Genomic DNA, 17,333 nt, shown 5'->3' on the forward strand with positions numbered 1-17,333 from the left:
GGGGAAACTGCTAACAAAAATTGAAGTTTTTTGTCAGGAAGGTTGGCCAATGATTCAGGCTACGCAGCTGCGGACGGGGATGATCATCGTTCACGAGGGAGACCTGTACCGGGTCACCGCCGTGCGCCATCTCACCCCGGGCAACAAGCGCGGCTTCATGCAGACCAAGCTGAAAAATCTCCGGACGGGCGTCGGCACGGAGTACAAGTTCCGCTCCGAGGACCGCGTCGAGCAGGCGACGCTCGAGACCCGCCAGATGCAGTATCTGTACGGGGACGGCGATCTCCACACTTTCATGGACACCGAGAACTACGAGCAGATCACGCTGACCGCCGACGACATCGGCGACCTTCTGGCCTTTCTGCTGCCCAACCAGGTGGTGGAGGTGGAGTTGCACGAGGGAAAGCCGGTGGGCGTGAGCCCTCCCTCGACCGTCGACCTCGAGGTGATCGACACCGAGCCGTCGCTCAAAGGGGCGACGGCCACCGCGTCCTACAAGCCCGCGAAGCTCGAGACCGGAGTCACGATCCAGGTCCCGCCGTTCATCCAGGTCGGCGACAGGGTCCGGGTCGATCCATCGGAGGGCACCTACCTCGAACGCGTCAAGTAGACTCGATCTCCCGCAGAAGGGCTTCGACCTTCCGTTCCAGGTCGGCGAGGCTCCCGGTGTTCTCGATCACGTAATCGGCGAGCCGCCGCTTTTCTTCCAGGCTCATTTGCGCCTCCAGATGGCGGTCGATCTCTTCTTCGCTCAGGCGGTCCCTGGCCCGCAGCCTTTCCCTCTGCGTCGACTCATCGCAGGCCACGAGGATCACCGGCCGGAGCCAGTGGTGCGCGTTGGTCTCGAAGAAGAGCGGCGCCTCGTAGACGACCAGGCGCGCGCCCGCGCGCTCGAGCTCTTCGATCCGCCGCTGAGCGAGTTCCCGGATCCGCGGGTGCGTGATCGCTTCGAGCCGTTTTCGCGCGGCCGGGTCGCTGAAGACGATCTCGCGCAGCTTCTTGCGGTCGAGGGTGCCGTCCGGCTCGAGGACCTCGCGTCCGAAGGCGTCCACGATCTCCCGCCAGGCGGGCTCCCCCGGCCGCACGACCTCGCGGGCGATCGCGTCGGCGTCGACGACCTCGGCGCCGAGGCGGCGGAGGATGGCCGCGACCGTGCTTTTCCCCGAGGCGATGCCGCCGGTGAGGCCGACGCGTTTCACGGGACCAGTCATGGCAAATAAGCCGGAACCTTGCAACACGGAGGGCCGCGCTCCGGTGAAAACGAAGCCGCGAGTGGTAATCTATACGACGACCTATTGCCCGTACTGTGCCGCCGCCAAGGCGCTCCTGCGCTCGAAGCAGGTCGAGTTCGAGGAGATCGACGTGACCGCCGACCCCGAGCGGCGCGCCGAGATGGAGCGCCTCTCGGGCCGTCGCACCGTGCCGCAGATCTTCATTGACGATCTCCCGATCGGCGGCTACGACGACGCGCGCCGCCTCGACGCCGAGGGCGAGCTCGACCGTTTGCTGGGGAAGTAAAAACCGGTTCCGGCTTGCCGGTTTCCGGTTAGTTCGAGGCTCGGACCTCGGACCCCGGGCTGAAGGCGAGGAAACCCGGCCGGGGGCCTCAATCCTTCGGGTGGCTCTAACTAGGCCGTTGAAAAACGATCATTGAGGCGGCGATGTAGGGGATTGTCCATTTTATCGTTGGTAGAAGTGGCTATAGTTGCGACTTGTTTATCCCCATTGAGGGTTGATTCGATCAGACGTTTGGATTTGCGCATGCAGTTATCCTGTGGCCGGGCGCAAATGCCATGCGCAGCAGGTTGTAAGCCGAGCCGACCAAGTAAGCGGCAAGCGGATCGGTGCTCGACTCGTGCGTCTGGTTGCTTTTTTCCTCGCCCCGAAAATCCACCATCCCGGTGCCGTCCCCCACTTCCCTTGGGCGGCTCCCCGCCGTTGAGCCTAAAACTGTAAAAAGAAGCCCACCATTCAACGAGCGTCCCATCCACGGTGAAGTACTCATCAAACAGCAGCCGCTGCTGGCGGGCTTCTCAATGACGCCCGAAAAGAACTCCGTGGCAATGTCGTGCCCAATCAGCCGCTGCCGGTTCTTGGAAAACGTCGAATGATCGAACGCCGCCTCCTCCACTTCCATGTCCAAAAACCAGCGAAACAACAGGTTGTACTCCAGCCCTCGCAAAACAGCCGGTCCGAGCGCACCGAATAAAGAGCCATCAACACCGATGCCTTAAGTAGCCTCTCGGGGGCTGCCGAAGGCCGCCGCCTTCGGCATACATCGCATCCAGGCTCGCGTTCATCAACGCCGGCACCCCATCGGCCTGCCTCTTGATCCGCGGCTATTTATCGGGGTACGGGTGCATAACAATTTCTTGCTAACTATCGGAGAAGGTTATAATATCAGCGTTGGTTCAAAAACGGCTGGCCGGGATAACCTGGCCAGCTTACATAACCAGCTTACATAATTAGTTAGCAGGCAGCGGATATGGCCAGAACACGAAAAATTCAACGTATGCCGAACAACAAGAACTGCTATCTGGTCGATGCCAAGTTTTTGGCGAATCGCTTCATCCCTGCGGCGAAGGTTACAGACCTAAACGGGATCCGGGTCGAGTGGTCGCAAGCATGGTGGAGGGAGATTGACCATCAACTCAGGCTTGGACACGCCCTTGTGTATGTGCCAGACCTATGGATCGCCGAAGCCTTTAACGTTCTCGCCAAGAAGTACTACGTCGACGGCTACTTTGCGCGGCCGGTCGACTACAAGAATGCGCGTGACAAACTGAGGGAGTTTCTCCACGTCAGCCTGCGTACGCTCAAGCCGGCGCGACGTTCTATTAAGGTTCATGACATCTCGCTTTCGCGTGACATCATCATCGCCGCGGGCCGATTCGACGAACTGTTTTTTAAGCACAAGCTATCTGCCAGGGTAGTCGATGTAGTCATACTCCTTACCGCGAAGTACCTAATCGACTTCCCTTATATTTCGGCCAACAATCTCCACGTTGGGCTCCCGTCGCGCTTCGCGCGCCGCCGGCCAGTCATGCCAGTCGTTAGCCTGCCAATCATGATGGTGAGGGACGGTTACCAGGACGAGTGCCAATGCTCGATCTAGTGCAAGTACTAACGGCGATCAAGAACCGGTGGGAGTTAGTGACGGTCATTGTGTTGGCCGGGATCGCGCTTATTGCAGTGAACGTGGTCAGCCACGCGCTGGTTGAAAACTACAAGGTAAGGAAGCAGCGCAGGGAACTCGTCAAACGCAATCTTAAACCGCTTCTTTCTGCGACGACGGAGCTTATCTCCCGCATTTCTGAGCTCCTGATTCAAGAAAAAAAAGAGCTAATCGATGCTATTCGCAGCTATAGCCCAGAAATTTTGGCTCAAAGAATTCCAACTCTAAGCGCGGCCACTATGAATCGCCATGAGTCAACGGCGTACAGACTAGTGAACTTCTTGACATTAGCGGCGTATTTCGGTCGGCAGACTGCAGACGTCCCGTCCTTTCGACTTCTCGATCGGGTTGAGTACTTCATTCAAAACAAGATCGCGGTCGGGCTACGCGGAAACCTCTACGGCAAGAATTTTTTGAGTACTGAACTTCAGGAGGAGCTGGCCGAGAGCTACCTTGCATGTAATCCTCACTTGCGTGCGGCCGAATTGAGTATTGGGACCTTCGTCGCGAATCTCAAGACCCGGAAGTATGATCCCGTTCTCTTCGCATGCGCGCTTTCTTTCTTCGATGTTGATCCAGCCCGGGCGCGAGTCGCTGACGGGATCAGTAGAACGTCAGACGAGTGGAGACACATCCTCGTTCTGGCTCATCTGGCGATATACCTAATAGATTTCTATCAGGAACTTGCAGAAGACCCGCAGTGGGAAGAACACCGATTGTATTTTGTGCGCTTAGTTAGACAGTGGAACGCCGACGTACCCAAGCGACGTTATTTGTATGAACCGGGAGATTTAGATGGAGACAACTACCTTGATACTTTTCCCGCACGGCGAACCTCTGCACAGTCGTCGCTTGGACTGGGTTCGCTCGTCCCTTCGCTGGTCGGTTGTCGAGATCTATGCACACGTTGGCACAAATTCGTTGCCCTGAACTACCGAGGCTCAAGATTTGGCAAACGGCACCACCCTAAGGCTATTCGGTCCTGGGGCGTAAAGATCAAGCTGAAGGATCACCCGCACTACATAAAATGGAATGACGATCTTGAAACCGTATACGAGAGCGTACGCTCGTACATGCGAGTGCGGTTTCTCGAAATGTAGCGCCGCCAATGACGGCGGAGGGTAACGAAGGTGCAGGCTAACTTTAGGCGAACGGACGGGCTGCCAGCACACTGCCAAGCCACGCGCTGGGCGCAGCCCGCCGTTAACCATAACGTCGGGCGCAAGGGGGTTGAATGTGGACATTTTTAGTGTTGCGATCGTCGTCGCCACTCTGTTAGGCCCCATTCTAGCTGTTCAAGCGCAAAAGGCTGTCGAACGCGCCCGCGAGCGCCATAACAGAAAGGCATGGGTATTTCACACCCTTATGGCAACACGTGCGGCCCGGCTATCGACAGATCATGTTCAGGCGTTGAACATGATTGATCTAGTCTTCTATGGCAGACGGATCCTTGGCATCCATCGCCGCAGGAAAACAGAAAGCACCGTGCTCGATGCATGGCACGAGTATCTTGATCACCTCAATACCAAGTATGAGAAAGAGACTCTGTCACTTTGGGCGGCAAAAGGCGATGAACTCTTTGTAAATCTACTATTTGCTCTGGCCGTAGATGTGGGCTTCCGCTTTGATAGGGTTCAGCTAATGAAGGGCGCCTATTCCCCTATCGCTCACGGTGAGCTGGAACTTGAGCAGCAGCAACTCCGAAAGTTCGCGATTGACCTCCTTTCTGGTGGGCGGCCGCTGAAGATGGAAGTAACGGGCTTTCCTATTCACGAGGAAGCTCTCAAGTCGCAATTAGACGTTCAAGCAAAGCTCGCTGCCGCACTTGAAGGTCGCGGGCGTCTTTCAGTTGAAGTCGTGCCGAAAGCGGGCCCCAACAAGGCGCTCCAGTAGACGCGCCTTAGCGGCGCGCCACTGAGCTTTGGCGTTATGCCGCAAGGAACACTTCGTGCCGTACGTAGTCGCTGAAGTGAAACACCGTTGCTGGCCAAACGAGGAAGCTGTGGAGGACACCCTTCGGACCTTTGGCCTGTCCGTGCCCCGGATGGAGGCGGCCCTTTGTTCATTCTGTCATCCTACACCCCTCGGGACGGAGTCGGCTTCCAGCGTGATCTACGCCTTACGCTTGAGGGGCACCTGTCTGCGGTCCTGGCGCAGCACGGGTTGCGGTTAGCAAACACACGCTATTCTCAGAAATTGAATGAGAACGCCGAGCTTGCGTTCGGGCGCGACTACTCAGGCAAGGGCGTATTCGCCGAAATTGAGTTCCGCCCCAACGTTGAGAAGGATCTCGTGAAGTTCCAGATTGGCTTCAATACCGGCGCTCTGGCCGTCGCTCTACTCATTCTGACCACGGATCGTACTTCGGTAACCCTGGCTACAGGATGATGCCTGAGTTCGGGAAATTTGAACGCGTCATCGATGAAGTCGGCGTCCTACCCTTTGCTGATGCTTGGTTTTCGGTGTTAGGAGTGGGGGACATCGGAGCGCAGGGGCCCAGGGTCGGCTACGTATACGACCACCTTGGACGGCTGGTTCGAGTCATCACGGAGACCGGCGAGGCGGCCACATACCACTACGACGCGGTAGGGAATCTGTTGGCGATCACGCGGGAGACGGGGGTTCCGTTCACCGCGACCGTAACCGGCGTGTCGAGCGCCTCGGTAACCTGGGGATCGACGGCGATGGTGACCCTCACGGGCTTCAATTTGCTGTGCTCCCGGGTATCGGTCGATGCGCCGGGGGTGACAGTATCCGACGTTCGCATGGAGCTGGATCAGATCGTGTTTGCCATCAGCGTCGGAAGCCCGGCGGCGCTCGACCCGATAAGTATTCTCATCGATTGCGACCCCGAGCCGCTCAGGGTGTCGCTGAACGTTGTCGATGCGGGTCCGGTGGTGCAAATCGTTGCACCGCCGGAGGGGACGAGTGTGGTGGAGGGGGACCCGCTGACACTGGTAGCGGAGGCGACCGACAACATCGAAGTAACCCGGGTCGTGTTCTCCGTAAACGGCCTGGCTCAACCTGCGCTCGCGGCGCCTCCCTACCAGATGGAGATCAGAGTTCCGACCGGCGTCACGGCCGCGACCTTGGAAGCGATGGCCGTGGACAACTTCGGTCAGACCGCCACCGCGACGAGAACGATCACGGTGCTGCCCGACCCCGGCACGACGGTGGTCGGGCGAGTGATCGACAGCCTTGGGCAACCGATCGCCGGCGCCCACGTGTCGGCGTTCGACGTGTTTACGTCCCTCAGCCAGACCGATGGGTCCTTTGCGATTGCGGCCGTGCCCACGTATCGGGGTCCGATTTCGGCGGTAGCCGAGGTGCGGCAGGGAGGAACGACTCTGCGCGGGGTGTCCGCCACATTCGCTCCGGTGAGAGGCGGTGTCACGAGCGTCGGCGACATCGTCATTATTCTGTCTGCCGCGGTGACGGACCTTTATCCTGGACCCAAAATTTCGACGGGCGACGGTCCCGTTTTTGTTGCAGTTGCGGATTTGAACCGGGACGGGATCCGGGATCTCGTGGCGGCAAATGCCTCATCCAACGACGTTTCGGTTTTCCTCGGCAAAGGCGGCGGCGCCTTTCAGACCGAGCAGCGCTTCGCTGCCGGAAGCCGCCCATTTTCGGTTGCTGTCGGCGATGTGAACGGAGACGGGTCTCCGGATGTGGTTACCGTCAACCGGAGCTCGAACGACGTGTCAGTGTTGCTGGGTGACGGCAGCGGGACATTTGAGGCGGAGCAGCGGTTTCCGGCTGGAACGCTTCCCTCTTCGCTCGCAATTGCGGACCTGAACCGCGACGGCATTCTCGATTTAGTAACCGGGAACGAAGGCTCCAACGATATTTCCGTCCTGCTCGGCAACGGCAACGGGACTTTTCAAACCCAGCAGCGGTTTGCCGCCGGAGGATCTCCCGTTTCCGTGGCCGCGGCCGATCTCGACGGTAACGGGGCGCCGGACGTCGTGGCGGCGAACGGCTCTACGAACGATGTGTCGGTGTTTCTCGGCAACGGCGACGGAACCTTTCGCGGCGAGCAACGGTTTGCCGTGGGAGTACTGCCGGCGGCCGTTGCCGTCGCCGATTTCAACCGGGACGGCGTGCCGGACCTTGTGACCGCGAACAATTTCTCCGCCGACACGTCGGTGCTGCTCGGCAACGGCGACGGAACGTATCGAGCGGAACAGCGATTCGCAGCCGGAGGCTCTCCCATATCGATTGCGGTGTCCGATCTGAACAGCGACGGCGTGGCGGACCTCGCGGTGGCGGATCAACGTCCCGCGGGGGTCTCAATATTGCTGGGGAACGGCGGCGGTACGTTCCAGGCCGAGCAACGGTTTTCTATCGGCAACTCCCCGAATTCGGTTACCAGCGCCGACCTGAACGGCGACGGCTTCGTCGATCTGGCCATGGCGATTCCGTCCGCCGACGAGGCAGTGGTGCTTCTCGGAAACGGCGACGGCACTCTGCAGCCACAGCCGATCCCGCCGAGCTTCGCGGTGGGGAGCTTGCCTCTGTCGATGACCGCCGCCGATCTGAACGGGGACGGTCACATGGACGTCGTCACCGGCAACTTTAGCTCGAACGACCTGTCGGTGTTGCTCGGCAATGGAGACGGTACGCTTCAGGCGCAGCTCAGGGTCGCGGTCGGCTCGAATCCCTGGGCCGTGGCCGCCGCGGATTTGAATCGGGACGGATTCGTGGATTTGCTGGCGGCGAACAACTCTAGCAACGACATTTCCGTTCTGCTCGGAAACGGCGACGGAACGTTTCAGCCCGAGCAGCGCCTCGCGGCCGGCACGGGTCCGAGGGCCTTGTCGGTATCGGACCTGAACGGCGACGGTATGCCCGACATAGTGGCGGGGAACGGCTCGTCGAACGACGTCTCCGTCCTGCTCGGCAGCGGTAGCGGCACCTTTCAGCCACAACAGCGCTTTGCCGCCGGTAGCGGGCCGGCGGCCGTGGTGGTATCGGACCTGAACGGCGACGGGGCACCCGATATAGTTACCGCCAACAGCAACGCCAGCAGCTTGTCGGTGTTGCTGGGCCGTGGCGACGGTACGTTCCAGGATCAGCAGATCTATCCCACCGCCTCTTTCGGGCCGAATTCCGTTGCGGCGGCGGATTTGAACGGCGACGGCGCGTTGGATCTGATCGCCGCCCTCAACTCTTCCTCGGTTTCGGTTCTGTCAGGCAATGGCGATGGCACTTTCCAGACGCAACAGCAGTTTGCGGCGGGGTTCGGTTCCAACTCCGTGGCCGCGGTGGACGTGAACGGTGATGGTGTGGCGGACATCGTAACCGCCAACAGATCGACTAACGACGTGTCCGTGCTGGTGGGTAACGGTTCCGGCGGTTTCCAGCCACAGCAGCGGTTCATTGCGGGCAGCAGGCCTCGGTCGATGGTCTTGACCGACCTGAACGGCGACGGGCAGCCGGATCTCGTCACGGGAAACAGCGGGTCCAACAGCGTTTCGGTTCTGCTGCACCGTTAGCTCCGCAGGGCAAGCAGCGTGGATTGTATCCGGCCGAGATTGTTCCCGCCGTCGCAGGGCGAGGTTTCGCTTTAAGCAAAAGACGATGTTCGTCGTACGTCGTGCGCGGCGAAGGCAGCCGCTCAGCTACCGGGCGTACATCGCCGCCCGGTTGTGCCTCGGCGTCTACAGCGTTGCCTGGTGCGCCGCCCTTGTGTGGACATACGGGTTCTGGGAGGCGTCGATCTGGTCGAAGTTGGGAGTGACGGTTCTCCTCGCGCTGCTCGGTCCGGACGCGGGCACATTGCTGCAATCGTATCGGCAGTACCTCGAGGAGTGGAAACGCGCGTTCTCGGATTCGAAGGAGACGGGAAAGAGCAGCTATCCGGAGACGCGCGAGGAGACCTGACTCTCGTCGACCACAAGAATGGGCGCGTGAGATGGACCGGGAACTGCTGCGAGGACTGACATACGGGTCGATCGCTGTCTGCTTCTCCGCCTGGTCTCTTTTAAACCGCGATCGTGAGTCGAAACGGCTCACAAGGCTGCACATCCGGTGGCATCCGCTGAAGGAGGGCGAGACGGAGGAGGACCGGTTGGCCAGGATCAGGAGAAGGATGGTCGTCGGAAATTCCATAATCTTGGGCTTGAGCCTGCTGTCGATCGGGATTCTGTTGTTCCTGTCGATTTGATCTGGTGCCTGATCGCTGCAGGGTAAGTGCACGGTTGTGTCCCCCGCCAACGATGCACGCGATACCACCATGCAGTCCGACGAGGTCCTTTCCCTTTTTCTCTGTCGCTCAATAATTGGCCGTTCTCAGTCCGCGAAAAAACCCCGTTGACAGGCCGAAGCGGTTGATAATATAGGTTACTCGATTTGCGGAAAGACGTTCCGCTACTTTGAACGGGCAAGCCCCCTCGAGGAAGAAGCCGCGTCGGAGTAGCGAGTTGCAGCGGCAGGAAGCCTTCATGCCGGCGGAATCACTCGTGGTTTGGCGTCTTCCAATCACCCGCGCGGGGACGATCGTGGCCGGGTCGTCAGCGGCGAGAGCTGAAAGCGAGCGGTCAGCAGGCGAGCCGTGGCTATCCTTCGGCCACGAGGAAGGAGGAGCGATGGCAGGGGGAAGAAGACTGCCGGCGGCTTTACTGCTCTTGATCTTGCTGGGAGTTGTCTTTCCCGCCCCGGGACCGGCGCAGACCCGCGAGGCGGTTCTCGGCGCCATCGCCAAAATTCACGGCGCGGAGAGGGAAGCTCGTCTGTCGGAGGGGGCGCGGAAAGAGGGAGGGCTCGTCTGGTATTCCAGCACGACGGCCGAAGATTCGCTGGCCCTGGTCCGCCAGTTCGAAGGAAAGTACCCTCATGTGAAAGTTCAGCATCTGCGCAGCCCCAGCGAGAAGATGCTTACGAGGATTCTGACCGAATCCCGCGCGGGGAGCTTCAAAGCGGACGTCGTCGCCTTGCCGGAGCTCGAGCTGAACCTCCTTTTCAAGAGAAATTTGCTTTCGCGTTACGACTCCCCGGAACAGGCGGTCTACCCTGTCGAGCTCAAAGATCCGCGGGGCTACTGGACCGGAATGTATATCACCGCATGGGTGACGGCTTACAACACAAAGCTGGTCTCCGCTCGGTCGGCGCCCAAAACCTACAAGGACCTCCTGCTTCCGAAGTGGAAGGGAGGAATCGGGATGGATGAGGAGCCTTATTCCTGGTTCATCACCTCGCTCCGGTATCTCGAAAAGCCCGAGGGTAAGCCGGCGGCCGTGGAATACTTCAAAAGGCTCGCACGCCAGGGAATCCAGTGGCGCAAGGGTCACTCTCTGATCGGGCAGCTCGTGGCCGCGGGGGAATTTCCCATAGCCGCGGAGCTTCAGGTCCACACCGTGGAGAGGTTGAAGGCCCAGGGAGCGCCGATCGATTGGGCGGCCCTGGACGGAGTGATCCCGATCAACAAGGTCGGCATGGCGATGACCGGCAGCGGGAGCAACACGCATGCCGCGGCATTGTTCTACGACTTCGTTCTATCCCGCGCCGGGATGGAAACGATTCGGGGCCGACATCGGATTCCCACCCGGCCGGATGTTACGGTTCCTTATCTGAAGCCCTACCGGCTGCTCCCGTTCGACTCTCAGGCGATGGAAGATTTCGACAAGTACGTCTCGCTCTTCCGCGACCTCCTGAAGCCTGGGTCGTGAAGGGATCGTTCGCTCGTCGGCTGACAGGCTGCGCGTGTTTGCGCTCTTATCGGCGAAGATAAACGGCAACCGTCATCGGTGTCTCTGCTCGACTCGGGGGACGGGGTTGAAAAGGTCCAGGAAAGGCTGAAGGCATGCTTACGCAGGAGAACTTCGGCTCGGTGATCGACGAGGTCATGCACGGGGCCATCGACATGCACGTCCACTTCGCGCCCGACCAGCCGCCGGCGGACGATCTGCGCGTGGCGAGGCGGCTCGACGCCCTCGGCACGGCGCGCCAGGCTCGGGAGGCGGGAATGAGGGCTGTAGTGCTCAAGAGCCACCACTGGCCTACCGGGGCGCTGGTACGGACCATTCAGCCCTTGGTCCCGGAGATCGCCCTGTTCGGCACGGTCGTGTTGAACTACTCCATCGGAGGGCTCAACCCTTTCGCAGTGGAGGTGGCGGCCAGGATCGGGTGCAAGTTTCTCTTCGCCCCGACCTGGCAGTCCGCCTATCACGTCTCGGGCCGCCGCAGCAGGAACGAGGGGCCGATCCCTGCGGGGCTGCGGGGCCGGAAGGGGATCACGATTCTGGACGACAACGGCCGGCTAGTTCCCGAGATGCACGAAATCCTGGAGATCGCAAAGGCCAGCGACATGGTCGTAGCCACCGGACACGTCTCCCCTCAGGAACACCGGGTGCTGGTCGAAGAGGCTCATCGACGGGGCCTGCAGCGGATCGTGGTCAGTCACGTGCGCGACGACCTTTCCCTGGAAGATCGCAAGCGTATGGCCGATCAAGGAGCGGTCATCGAGCTGGTCTACCGGCCGACGATGGACCCCAGAGCCATCATCGAAGCGGCGCGAGGCGTGGGGGTGGAGCATTGTGCCATGACGGTGGACGGAGGCCAGGCTTTCAAGCCGCTGCCGGCGGAAGAATTCCGGGCGTTCGTAGGGCAGCTTCTCTATCACGGGATGAGCCCGGAAGAGGTCAAGGTCATGGCGCAGAAAGTCCCGGCCAGAGTTCTGGGGCTGAGCTAGCCCGGTGAGCGACGAATCAGGCGGCTCGCAATATCAGGCTCGGCGCTATTTTAGAGGAGGAGAAAGAATGATCATTTTGAGTCCTGAAGGTAAAGCTCGATCATCCGCGTCTCGAGTTCCCGCCGTGCCGCGGCTTCGAGACCTCAACGGAAAGGTCGTGGGATTTCTGGACAACGGCAAACCGAACGCCGATGCGCTCGAGGCTCGTTTCGAAGAGCTTCTCAAGGAATCCTACGGTATTGCGGGCGTCATCCGCAGGCGCAAGCTTTCAGCGCAGCAAGGGGCGCCCGAGGCCTGTCTGAACGAGCTCGCGGCCCGGGCCGATGTGATTATCAGCGGTCTCGGCGATTGAGGGTCGTGCACGTCGTGGAGTATCCACGACAGCATCGAGCTGCAAAAGCGCGGCAGGCTGGCCGTGACCGTGGTAACGCACGCCTTCGAGGCGCTCGCGAAATCGGAAAGAGAAGCCTTCGGCGCTCCAGACCATCCTCTGGTGGTGGTGCAGCATCCCGTCGGAACGGTGAAACTGGACGAGGTGAGAAAGCGCGCGGATGGCGCTTTCGTGCGGCTTCTGGAGGCGGTGCTTGCGGAGCCGTCCCGAGTGAAGGCCGCGACCGGAAGCTGAAAAAGAATTACCGGCGACGACAACGGTGCGTTTTTCGAGAAGGAAGAAAATGGAATCCTGCATGCTTCAAGCGGAACGAATCGAGATCGACGACGATCTTTGGGGCGCCAACGCCTTCTTCGAGGAGAAAGGCTGGAGCGACGGGCTGCCGATCGTTCCTCCGACGGAAGAGCGGGTCGTTCGCATGCTGGAAGCCGTTCGGCACGATCCGCAGGACGTTGTCGGGTTCGTACCTCCCCGGTGGGCGCCCGCCACGGTGGAGAAAATCGCGATCAACGCGGTGATGGCGGGCTGCCGCCCCGAGTACATGCCCGTGCTCGTGGCCGCGGTCGAGGCCATCACCGATCCAAGGCTGAACCTTTACGCGCTTCAAGCTACGACCGGCGGGCCGGCGATCATGCTGATCGTGAACGGCCCCATACGCCGCAAGCTTCAGATCAACGGCGGCCCGAACGCCTTGGGCGAGGGGTGGCGGGCCAACGCGACCATCGGGCGAACGATTCGCCTGATTCAACGAAACATCGGCGGCTCCTATCCGGGCACGACCTGCAAGGCGACGCTCGGCTGGCCGGGCAAATACGGGATGTGCATAGGGGAGAACGAAGAGGCCAGCCCGTGGGAGCCGCTCCACGTGGAGCGCGGCTTCCGTCCCGAGGAAAGCACGGTAACGGCCATCAGCGCGGACGGGCTGGTCCGGGCGTCGGACCTGGACAGCACCACGGCCGAGGGCGTGCTCACCATCTTCTCGCAAAGAATGAGCGGGCCCGCGGGTCCCGAGGCGATCATGGTCGTCTGTCCCGAGCACGCGAAAATCATCGCCGGAGACGGCTACAGCAAGAAGGAGGTCAAGCGGTTTCTCTGGGAACGGGCGATCTACAGTCTCAAAGACCTCCCCGAGGAATCCTTCGCTCAGAGAGTCAAGCGGAGGCCCGATTTGAAGCTGACGCGCGACAGCGTCCTCAAGATCGTGGACCGGCCCGAGGACATTCTGGTGGTGGTGGCGGGGGGCGACGGCTCTCAGTCTCAGTACATCCACGTGTGGGGACAGAGCACGCCGGAAGGCGGATCGACGCGCTCGGTGACGAAGGTGGTGAGTGCCTCATGAGAACGAGACCGTGGCGGGCCGCCGGTACATAGACGCAACGACGGAGTCGTAGGAGGAGAGGGGGTCCAGGGTAAGCGCCTGGTGGTGGAGAGACGGGGTTGCGCGGAAGGGCGCGCGCACGTTCCGAGGCGCCGTTTGTCTCGCACCCGAAACCGGTCCCGATGACCGGGGAAAGCCGAGGAGGGCGGTTTATGCTCAGCAAAATCTCGGTGCTTTTGGTAGGCGCGGTCGCCTTGGTCTCCCTCGCCTTCGGCCCCGCGCCGGTTTTCGCGCAGGAGTCTTTTTACAAAGGGAAAAATGTTCGTTTCCTCGTGAATTTCAGCGCGGGCGGGCCCACGGATGTTTTCGCCAGGGTCATCGCCCGGCACTTTCCCCGGCACGCGCCCGGAAACCCGGCGGTTACCGTGCAGAACATGCCCGGTGCCGGCGGCATCATCGGGGCGAACTACGTTTACGAGGTCGCCAAGCCCGATGGATTGACGGTCGGGATCTTTTCGGGAATGTACCTGCCCCAGATCCTGGGCGCCACCACCGTCCGTTACGATCTCAACAGCATGCCGATCATCGCCGGGGCCGCCGAGACCTCCGTGGTCTACATCCGGTCGGACGCCGGAGTGAAAACCGCCGAGGATCTCGTGAAGGCGGGAAAGCCGATCGTCGTCGGGGGGTTTACCCGCGAGAACAACAAGGACCTCGGGCTTCGCCTGGCGCTCGGCCTTCTCGGCGCTCCTTACCGCTATGTGACGGGATACGCGGGGGTCGCCGAGCTGCGCGTGGCCATCCAGCGAGGGGAGATCAACTACACCTCCGAGAGTTTGACCGGCTACAACACCGGCGGGGTTGCGATGGCCCGCGAGGGCGTCGTGATCCCTCTGTATCAAGAGGGCCTGCTCGGCCCCGATGGGGACCATGTTCGCGATCCCCGCTCCGACCTGCCCTCTTTCAGAGAGGTGTTCAGGAAGGTCAAAGGCAGCGACCCGTCCGGACCGCTGGCCGACGCCTTCAAGATCTCGGGAGGCTCGCGGAGCATGTTGAGGTTCGTCGCGGTCCCTCCCAAGACTCCCGCCGAACTGGTCCAGGTCCTGAGGAAAGCGTTTCGCGACACTTTTGAAGACCCCGAATTCAAGGCCGAGTCGGAGCGCACCATGCGCTTTCAGTTGATGACCTTCGTCGGCGAGGAAGCGGAAAAGGTCAACGCCGCCGTGTTCCGGGCCGCTACGGGAGCGGCGCGGGAGACCTTGAAGAAGATGGCCGCCAAGGAGTAAAGAGCCGCTTGGATCGAAATCAGTGTCTCGGGCCGGGAACCGGCACGACTCTTTTGCCCTCGAGCTTTTCGATGTGCCGCATGAAGCGATAGAGGTTTTCGACCTCGTTGCAGCCGAATGCCGGGAGCTCGCGCCAGGATTTGAAATACTCCGGTCCGGATTCGGTCTTGGCTCCGATCATGAACAGGGCTGCGCTTTCCTTGGCCTTGCGTAGAGCCGCTCGATACTCCTCCAACGAGCCCGCCCAGCAAGCGTTCTGCACGCCTGCTGCCCTGGCCATTGCGATCAAGTCGGCGCCGGCGCTCGTCGCCGTGGGTCTGAGGCCCGACGCCTCGTAGATGCCGTTGTCGAAGAGGAGCAGCGTCAAATTGGCGGGGCTTCGCCATGCCAGGGTCGCCAGGCCGCAGGCGTTCATCAGGAGAGCCCCGTCCCCGTCGAGGCCGACGACGCGCCGTTTCGGCAGCGCCAGCGCGAGGCCCATGGCGATCGAGGAGACCAACCCGAGCGTCCGGCAACGCAGGTTTCCATCGCTCGGCCTGATCGAGTTCCACTCGGCGGCAGCGCCGCCGACCGTGCAGATCACGAGAGCGTCGGCCATTTCCTCGGCCAGGATTTTCAGGCAATCGTACCGTTTCATTTTCTCGTCCCCAGGACGTCTTTGGTCAGGAGCACGGCCACCGGCCTTCTTGAATCGATCGCTAGCGTCGTAGCCCCTTTGATCGTCTGTTTGATCTCGTCCGGATTCCTGAGCACGTAATACCTGATTCCGAGCCCCCTCAGGACCGGCTCGGTGACCGAGCCGAGCGTCGCGAAGCCCTCGTCGCCGAGGTCGCCGGCGTAGTAAATCAGGAGCAAGATGGGTATGTTGAAGTTGAGGGCGGTCGTCGTCAGCGCGTTGCAGCTGTTGAGAAAGCCGCCGTTCTGCATGATGATGGCCGGAGTTCGGCCCCCCATGTAAGCGCCCGCGCAAATGCCGATGCCCTCTTCTTCGCGGCATAACGTGACGTGAGGGAGTTCCGGGTCGCCGTCCACGAGCGCCAGGAGGGTTGCCAGATTGGCGTCGGGCAGCGAGGCCACGAAATCGATGCCCGCCTCTTTCATGCCGTCGAGGATCAATTGCGGTCCGCCGCGGTCGCTCATTTTGCGTCCCCGTGATCGGTCTATTTCGTGAGAACGGTTCTCAGCTTCGCCACGACCGCGGGACTGAGCTTGAAAAGCCGCTGGACGGTTTTCTCCAGCTCTTCTCCCGTCATCGGATCGACGCCCAGCTTTGATTTCTTCGCGTCGGCGAGAAAGTCCGCGTCGCTGAGGGTGTCGACGAAAGCCTTGCGAACGATCGCGGCCCGATCCTTGGGCGTGCCGGGAGGCAGGACATAGGCGTAAGTCAGGTCCGAAACGTCATGTATGCCCGCCTGGATCAATTGCCGGGCCTCGGCGGTCTTTGCGGCATTGATCGCCAGTGGGACCTTGGGAAGCTCGGCGATGGGTTTCGCCACGGTCTGGAGCACGACAACCGCGTCTCCGGAATCGAGAGCCCTGCCCCATGTCGCCTTGAGCGAGTCCCAGGTCCACCCGCAGACTCCGGCCAGCTCGTTGCCTTCGGCCGCAAGGCGAACGTCGGCGATGCCCTTGTAACCGGAGACGAGCTGAATGGGAAGGTTCAACGCCTCTTTCAGGATCAGAGGAACGTTGTGGGTCGCGGAGCCCGGCCCGGTCGCGCCCAGCTTCAACGGCGACTTGGAAGCCATCCATTGTTCCAGGGTGGTGAAACCGCTGGACTTCGTCATGACGCAAACCGACTTATCCCTGACCGGAACTCCGACGTGCTCGTACTTGGTCGCGTCGAACTCGATCCCGGGCCAGCCGAGGAGCTGCTGGACGAAGATGCCGCCGTTGATGTTGCCGATGGTGAGGCCGTCGGGCCTGGCGGCCTTGAAAACGTGGTTAGCCGCGACCAGACTGCCGGCGCCGGTCATGTTCTCGACGATCACGGCCGGCCGCCCTGGCAAGTGCTTGCCCAGATGCCGGGCGATCGTTCGGCTGTATGCGTCGAAGCCGCCGCCGGGGCTGAAGCCGACCACGATGCGCACGGTTTGTCCTTTGTACGGGAATTCCTGCCCGGAGGCGCGCGTGAACCATCCGCTGAAAACGGCCGCGCCGGCGGCGACTGTGAAGCACAAGCTTTTCCTTCGCATCGTACCCTCCGCACCGGCTCAAAGGCTGGAACGTCCGGACTCGGTTCGCCAGGTCCGTCGCCCAACCCGTTTAACATGAAACAACTCGTGACGGAAAGAGTCGCCGGTGCCAGCCCGACAGAAGGTTTCCTGTTTCCAGTTTCAGGTTCCTTGTTCGAGGCGGAGCCACTGCAGGGCAAGCCTGCCGACGAGCCTGCGGGCGCCGATCGCTCGGATCGCGGACGGGACAGAAGCGAGTAATTCCCTGGACGGTTTGACCGGCTACGAAAGCAAGCG

19 protein-coding genes are annotated in these 17,333 nt (G+C 61.1%); 14 read left to right on the forward strand and 5 right to left on the reverse strand.

Annotation, left to right across the window (positions count from 1 at the left end; all coding sequences use genetic code 11):
* Nucleotides 1-49 precede the first annotated feature (49 nt).
* Nucleotides 50-610 (forward strand): elongation factor P, encoded by a 561-nt coding sequence (efp, locus tag VNN77_20020; GenBank protein ID HXG53696.1) that lies wholly within the window; start codon nt 50-52, stop codon nt 608-610.
* Here the strand turns inward: efp and coaE are convergent.
* Nucleotides 603-1,199: a dephospho-CoA kinase gene (gene coaE / locus VNN77_20025; GenBank protein ID HXG53697.1), complete on the reverse strand. Its 597-nt coding sequence runs from the start codon at nt 1,197-1,199 to the stop codon at nt 603-605. The two genes, efp and coaE, sit on opposite strands and share 8 nt — an antisense overlap.
* Before the next feature lie 55 nt (nt 1,200-1,254).
* Between coaE and grxC the strand changes: the two genes are divergently transcribed.
* Nucleotides 1,255-1,518 (forward strand): glutaredoxin 3, encoded by a 264-nt coding sequence (grxC, locus tag VNN77_20030; GenBank protein ID HXG53698.1) that lies wholly within the window; start codon nt 1,255-1,257, stop codon nt 1,516-1,518.
* A gap of 223 nt (nt 1,519-1,741) precedes the next feature.
* Here grxC and VNN77_20035 read toward each other — a convergent pair whose 3' ends face one another.
* Complete coding sequence (locus tag VNN77_20035) at nt 1,742-2,182, reverse strand: transposase (GenBank protein ID HXG53699.1); 441 nt, start codon at nt 2,180-2,182, stop codon at nt 1,742-1,744.
* A gap of 303 nt (nt 2,183-2,485) precedes the next feature.
* Between VNN77_20035 and VNN77_20040 the strand changes: the two genes are divergently transcribed.
* From VNN77_20040 to VNN77_20095, 12 genes are all read left to right on the forward strand, one after another.
* Nucleotides 2,486-3,115: a hypothetical protein gene (locus VNN77_20040; GenBank protein HXG53700.1), complete on the forward strand. Its 630-nt coding sequence runs from the start codon at nt 2,486-2,488 to the stop codon at nt 3,113-3,115.
* Nucleotides 3,103-4,275: a hypothetical protein gene (locus VNN77_20045; protein ID HXG53701.1), complete on the forward strand. Its 1,173-nt coding sequence runs from the start codon at nt 3,103-3,105 to the stop codon at nt 4,273-4,275. The genes VNN77_20040 and VNN77_20045 overlap by 13 nt, the downstream gene beginning before the upstream one ends.
* A gap of 136 nt (nt 4,276-4,411) precedes the next feature.
* On the forward strand, nt 4,412-5,068 hold the full coding sequence (locus VNN77_20050) for a DUF6680 family protein (protein HXG53702.1): 657 nt from the start codon (nt 4,412-4,414) through the stop codon (nt 5,066-5,068).
* Between the two features lie 165 nt (nt 5,069-5,233).
* Nucleotides 5,234-5,563 (forward strand): hypothetical protein, encoded by a 330-nt coding sequence (locus VNN77_20055; GenBank protein ID HXG53703.1) that lies wholly within the window; start codon nt 5,234-5,236, stop codon nt 5,561-5,563.
* Entirely contained in the window at nt 5,560-8,673 is a 3,114-nt protein-coding gene (locus VNN77_20060) for an FG-GAP-like repeat-containing protein (protein HXG53704.1), read from the forward strand. Before VNN77_20055 ends, VNN77_20060 begins: the two co-directional genes overlap by 4 nt.
* 85 nt (nt 8,674-8,758) lie before the next feature.
* Entirely contained in the window at nt 8,759-9,061 is a 303-nt protein-coding gene (locus VNN77_20065; protein HXG53705.1) for a hypothetical protein, read from the forward strand.
* A gap of 704 nt (nt 9,062-9,765) precedes the next feature.
* Nucleotides 9,766-10,845 carry an extracellular solute-binding protein gene (locus VNN77_20070; protein HXG53706.1) on the forward strand — a complete coding sequence of 360 codons (1,080 nt, stop codon included), beginning with the start codon at nt 9,766-9,768 and terminating at the stop codon, nt 10,843-10,845.
* A 134-nt stretch (nt 10,846-10,979) separates the two neighbouring features.
* Nucleotides 10,980-11,867, forward strand: coding sequence for a DUF6282 family protein (locus VNN77_20075; GenBank protein ID HXG53707.1), 888 nt, complete (start codon nt 10,980-10,982; stop codon nt 11,865-11,867).
* A gap of 4 nt (nt 11,868-11,871) precedes the next feature.
* Nucleotides 11,872-12,219 (forward strand): hypothetical protein, encoded by a 348-nt coding sequence (locus VNN77_20080; GenBank protein ID HXG53708.1) that lies wholly within the window; start codon nt 11,872-11,874, stop codon nt 12,217-12,219.
* 63 nt (nt 12,220-12,282) lie between these two features.
* Nucleotides 12,283-12,492 carry a hypothetical protein gene (locus tag VNN77_20085; GenBank protein HXG53709.1) on the forward strand — a complete coding sequence of 70 codons (210 nt, stop codon included), beginning with the start codon at nt 12,283-12,285 and terminating at the stop codon, nt 12,490-12,492.
* 49 nt (nt 12,493-12,541) lie between these two features.
* Nucleotides 12,542-13,597 carry a hypothetical protein gene (locus VNN77_20090; GenBank protein ID HXG53710.1) on the forward strand — a complete coding sequence of 352 codons (1,056 nt, stop codon included), beginning with the start codon at nt 12,542-12,544 and terminating at the stop codon, nt 13,595-13,597.
* Between the two features lie 191 nt (nt 13,598-13,788).
* Nucleotides 13,789-14,862, forward strand: coding sequence for a tripartite tricarboxylate transporter substrate-binding protein (locus VNN77_20095; GenBank protein HXG53711.1), 1,074 nt, complete (start codon nt 13,789-13,791; stop codon nt 14,860-14,862).
* Nucleotides 14,863-14,881: 19 nt separating this feature from the next.
* Here VNN77_20095 and VNN77_20100 read toward each other — a convergent pair whose 3' ends face one another.
* Genes VNN77_20100 through VNN77_20110 form a run of 3 tightly spaced genes read right to left on the reverse strand, consistent with a single transcriptional unit; the run spans nt 14,882 to nt 17,057 of the window.
* Nucleotides 14,882-15,499, reverse strand: a complete 618-nt coding sequence (locus VNN77_20100) for a thiamine pyrophosphate-dependent enzyme (protein HXG53712.1) — start codon at nt 15,497-15,499, stop codon at nt 14,882-14,884.
* Nucleotides 15,496-16,002, reverse strand: a complete 507-nt coding sequence (locus VNN77_20105; GenBank protein HXG53713.1) for a thiamine pyrophosphate-binding protein — start codon at nt 16,000-16,002, stop codon at nt 15,496-15,498. Before VNN77_20105 ends, VNN77_20100 begins: the two co-directional genes overlap by 4 nt.
* Before the next feature lie 20 nt (nt 16,003-16,022).
* Nucleotides 16,023-17,057, reverse strand: coding sequence for a tripartite tricarboxylate transporter substrate-binding protein (locus VNN77_20110; protein ID HXG53714.1), 1,035 nt, complete (start codon nt 17,055-17,057; stop codon nt 16,023-16,025).
* Nucleotides 17,058-17,333 lie beyond the last annotated feature (276 nt).

Source organism: Candidatus Zixiibacteriota bacterium, from assembly GCA_035574315.1.
Classification (GTDB): domain Bacteria; phylum Desulfobacterota; class Binatia; order UBA9968; family UBA9968; genus DATLYW01.

Excerpts from the sequence above, each read along its gene's own strand:
- VNN77_20045 (HXG53701.1), top strand. The coding sequence starts at position 3,103 with ATGCTCGATCTAGTGCAAGTACTAACGGCGATCAAGAACCGGTGGGAG.
- VNN77_20075 (HXG53707.1), top strand. The coding sequence starts at position 10,980 with ATGCTTACGCAGGAGAACTTCGGCTCGGTGATCGACGAGGTCATGCAC.
- VNN77_20105 (HXG53713.1), bottom strand. The coding sequence starts at position 16,002 with ATGAGCGACCGCGGCGGACCGCAATTGATCCTCGACGGCATGAAAGAG.
- VNN77_20040 (HXG53700.1), top strand. The coding sequence starts at position 2,486 with ATGGCCAGAACACGAAAAATTCAACGTATGCCGAACAACAAGAACTGC.
- VNN77_20060 (HXG53704.1), top strand. The coding sequence starts at position 5,560 with ATGATGCCTGAGTTCGGGAAATTTGAACGCGTCATCGATGAAGTCGGC.
- VNN77_20095 (HXG53711.1), top strand. The coding sequence starts at position 13,789 with ATGCTCAGCAAAATCTCGGTGCTTTTGGTAGGCGCGGTCGCCTTGGTC.
- VNN77_20100 (HXG53712.1), bottom strand. The coding sequence starts at position 15,499 with ATGAAACGGTACGATTGCCTGAAAATCCTGGCCGAGGAAATGGCCGAC.
- VNN77_20110 (HXG53714.1), bottom strand. The coding sequence starts at position 17,057 with ATGCGAAGGAAAAGCTTGTGCTTCACAGTCGCCGCCGGCGCGGCCGTT.
- VNN77_20070 (HXG53706.1), top strand. The coding sequence starts at position 9,766 with ATGGCAGGGGGAAGAAGACTGCCGGCGGCTTTACTGCTCTTGATCTTG.
- efp (HXG53696.1), top strand. The coding sequence starts at position 50 with ATGATTCAGGCTACGCAGCTGCGGACGGGGATGATCATCGTTCACGAG.
- VNN77_20090 (HXG53710.1), top strand. The coding sequence starts at position 12,542 with ATGGAATCCTGCATGCTTCAAGCGGAACGAATCGAGATCGACGACGAT.
- VNN77_20065 (HXG53705.1), top strand. The coding sequence starts at position 8,759 with ATGTTCGTCGTACGTCGTGCGCGGCGAAGGCAGCCGCTCAGCTACCGG.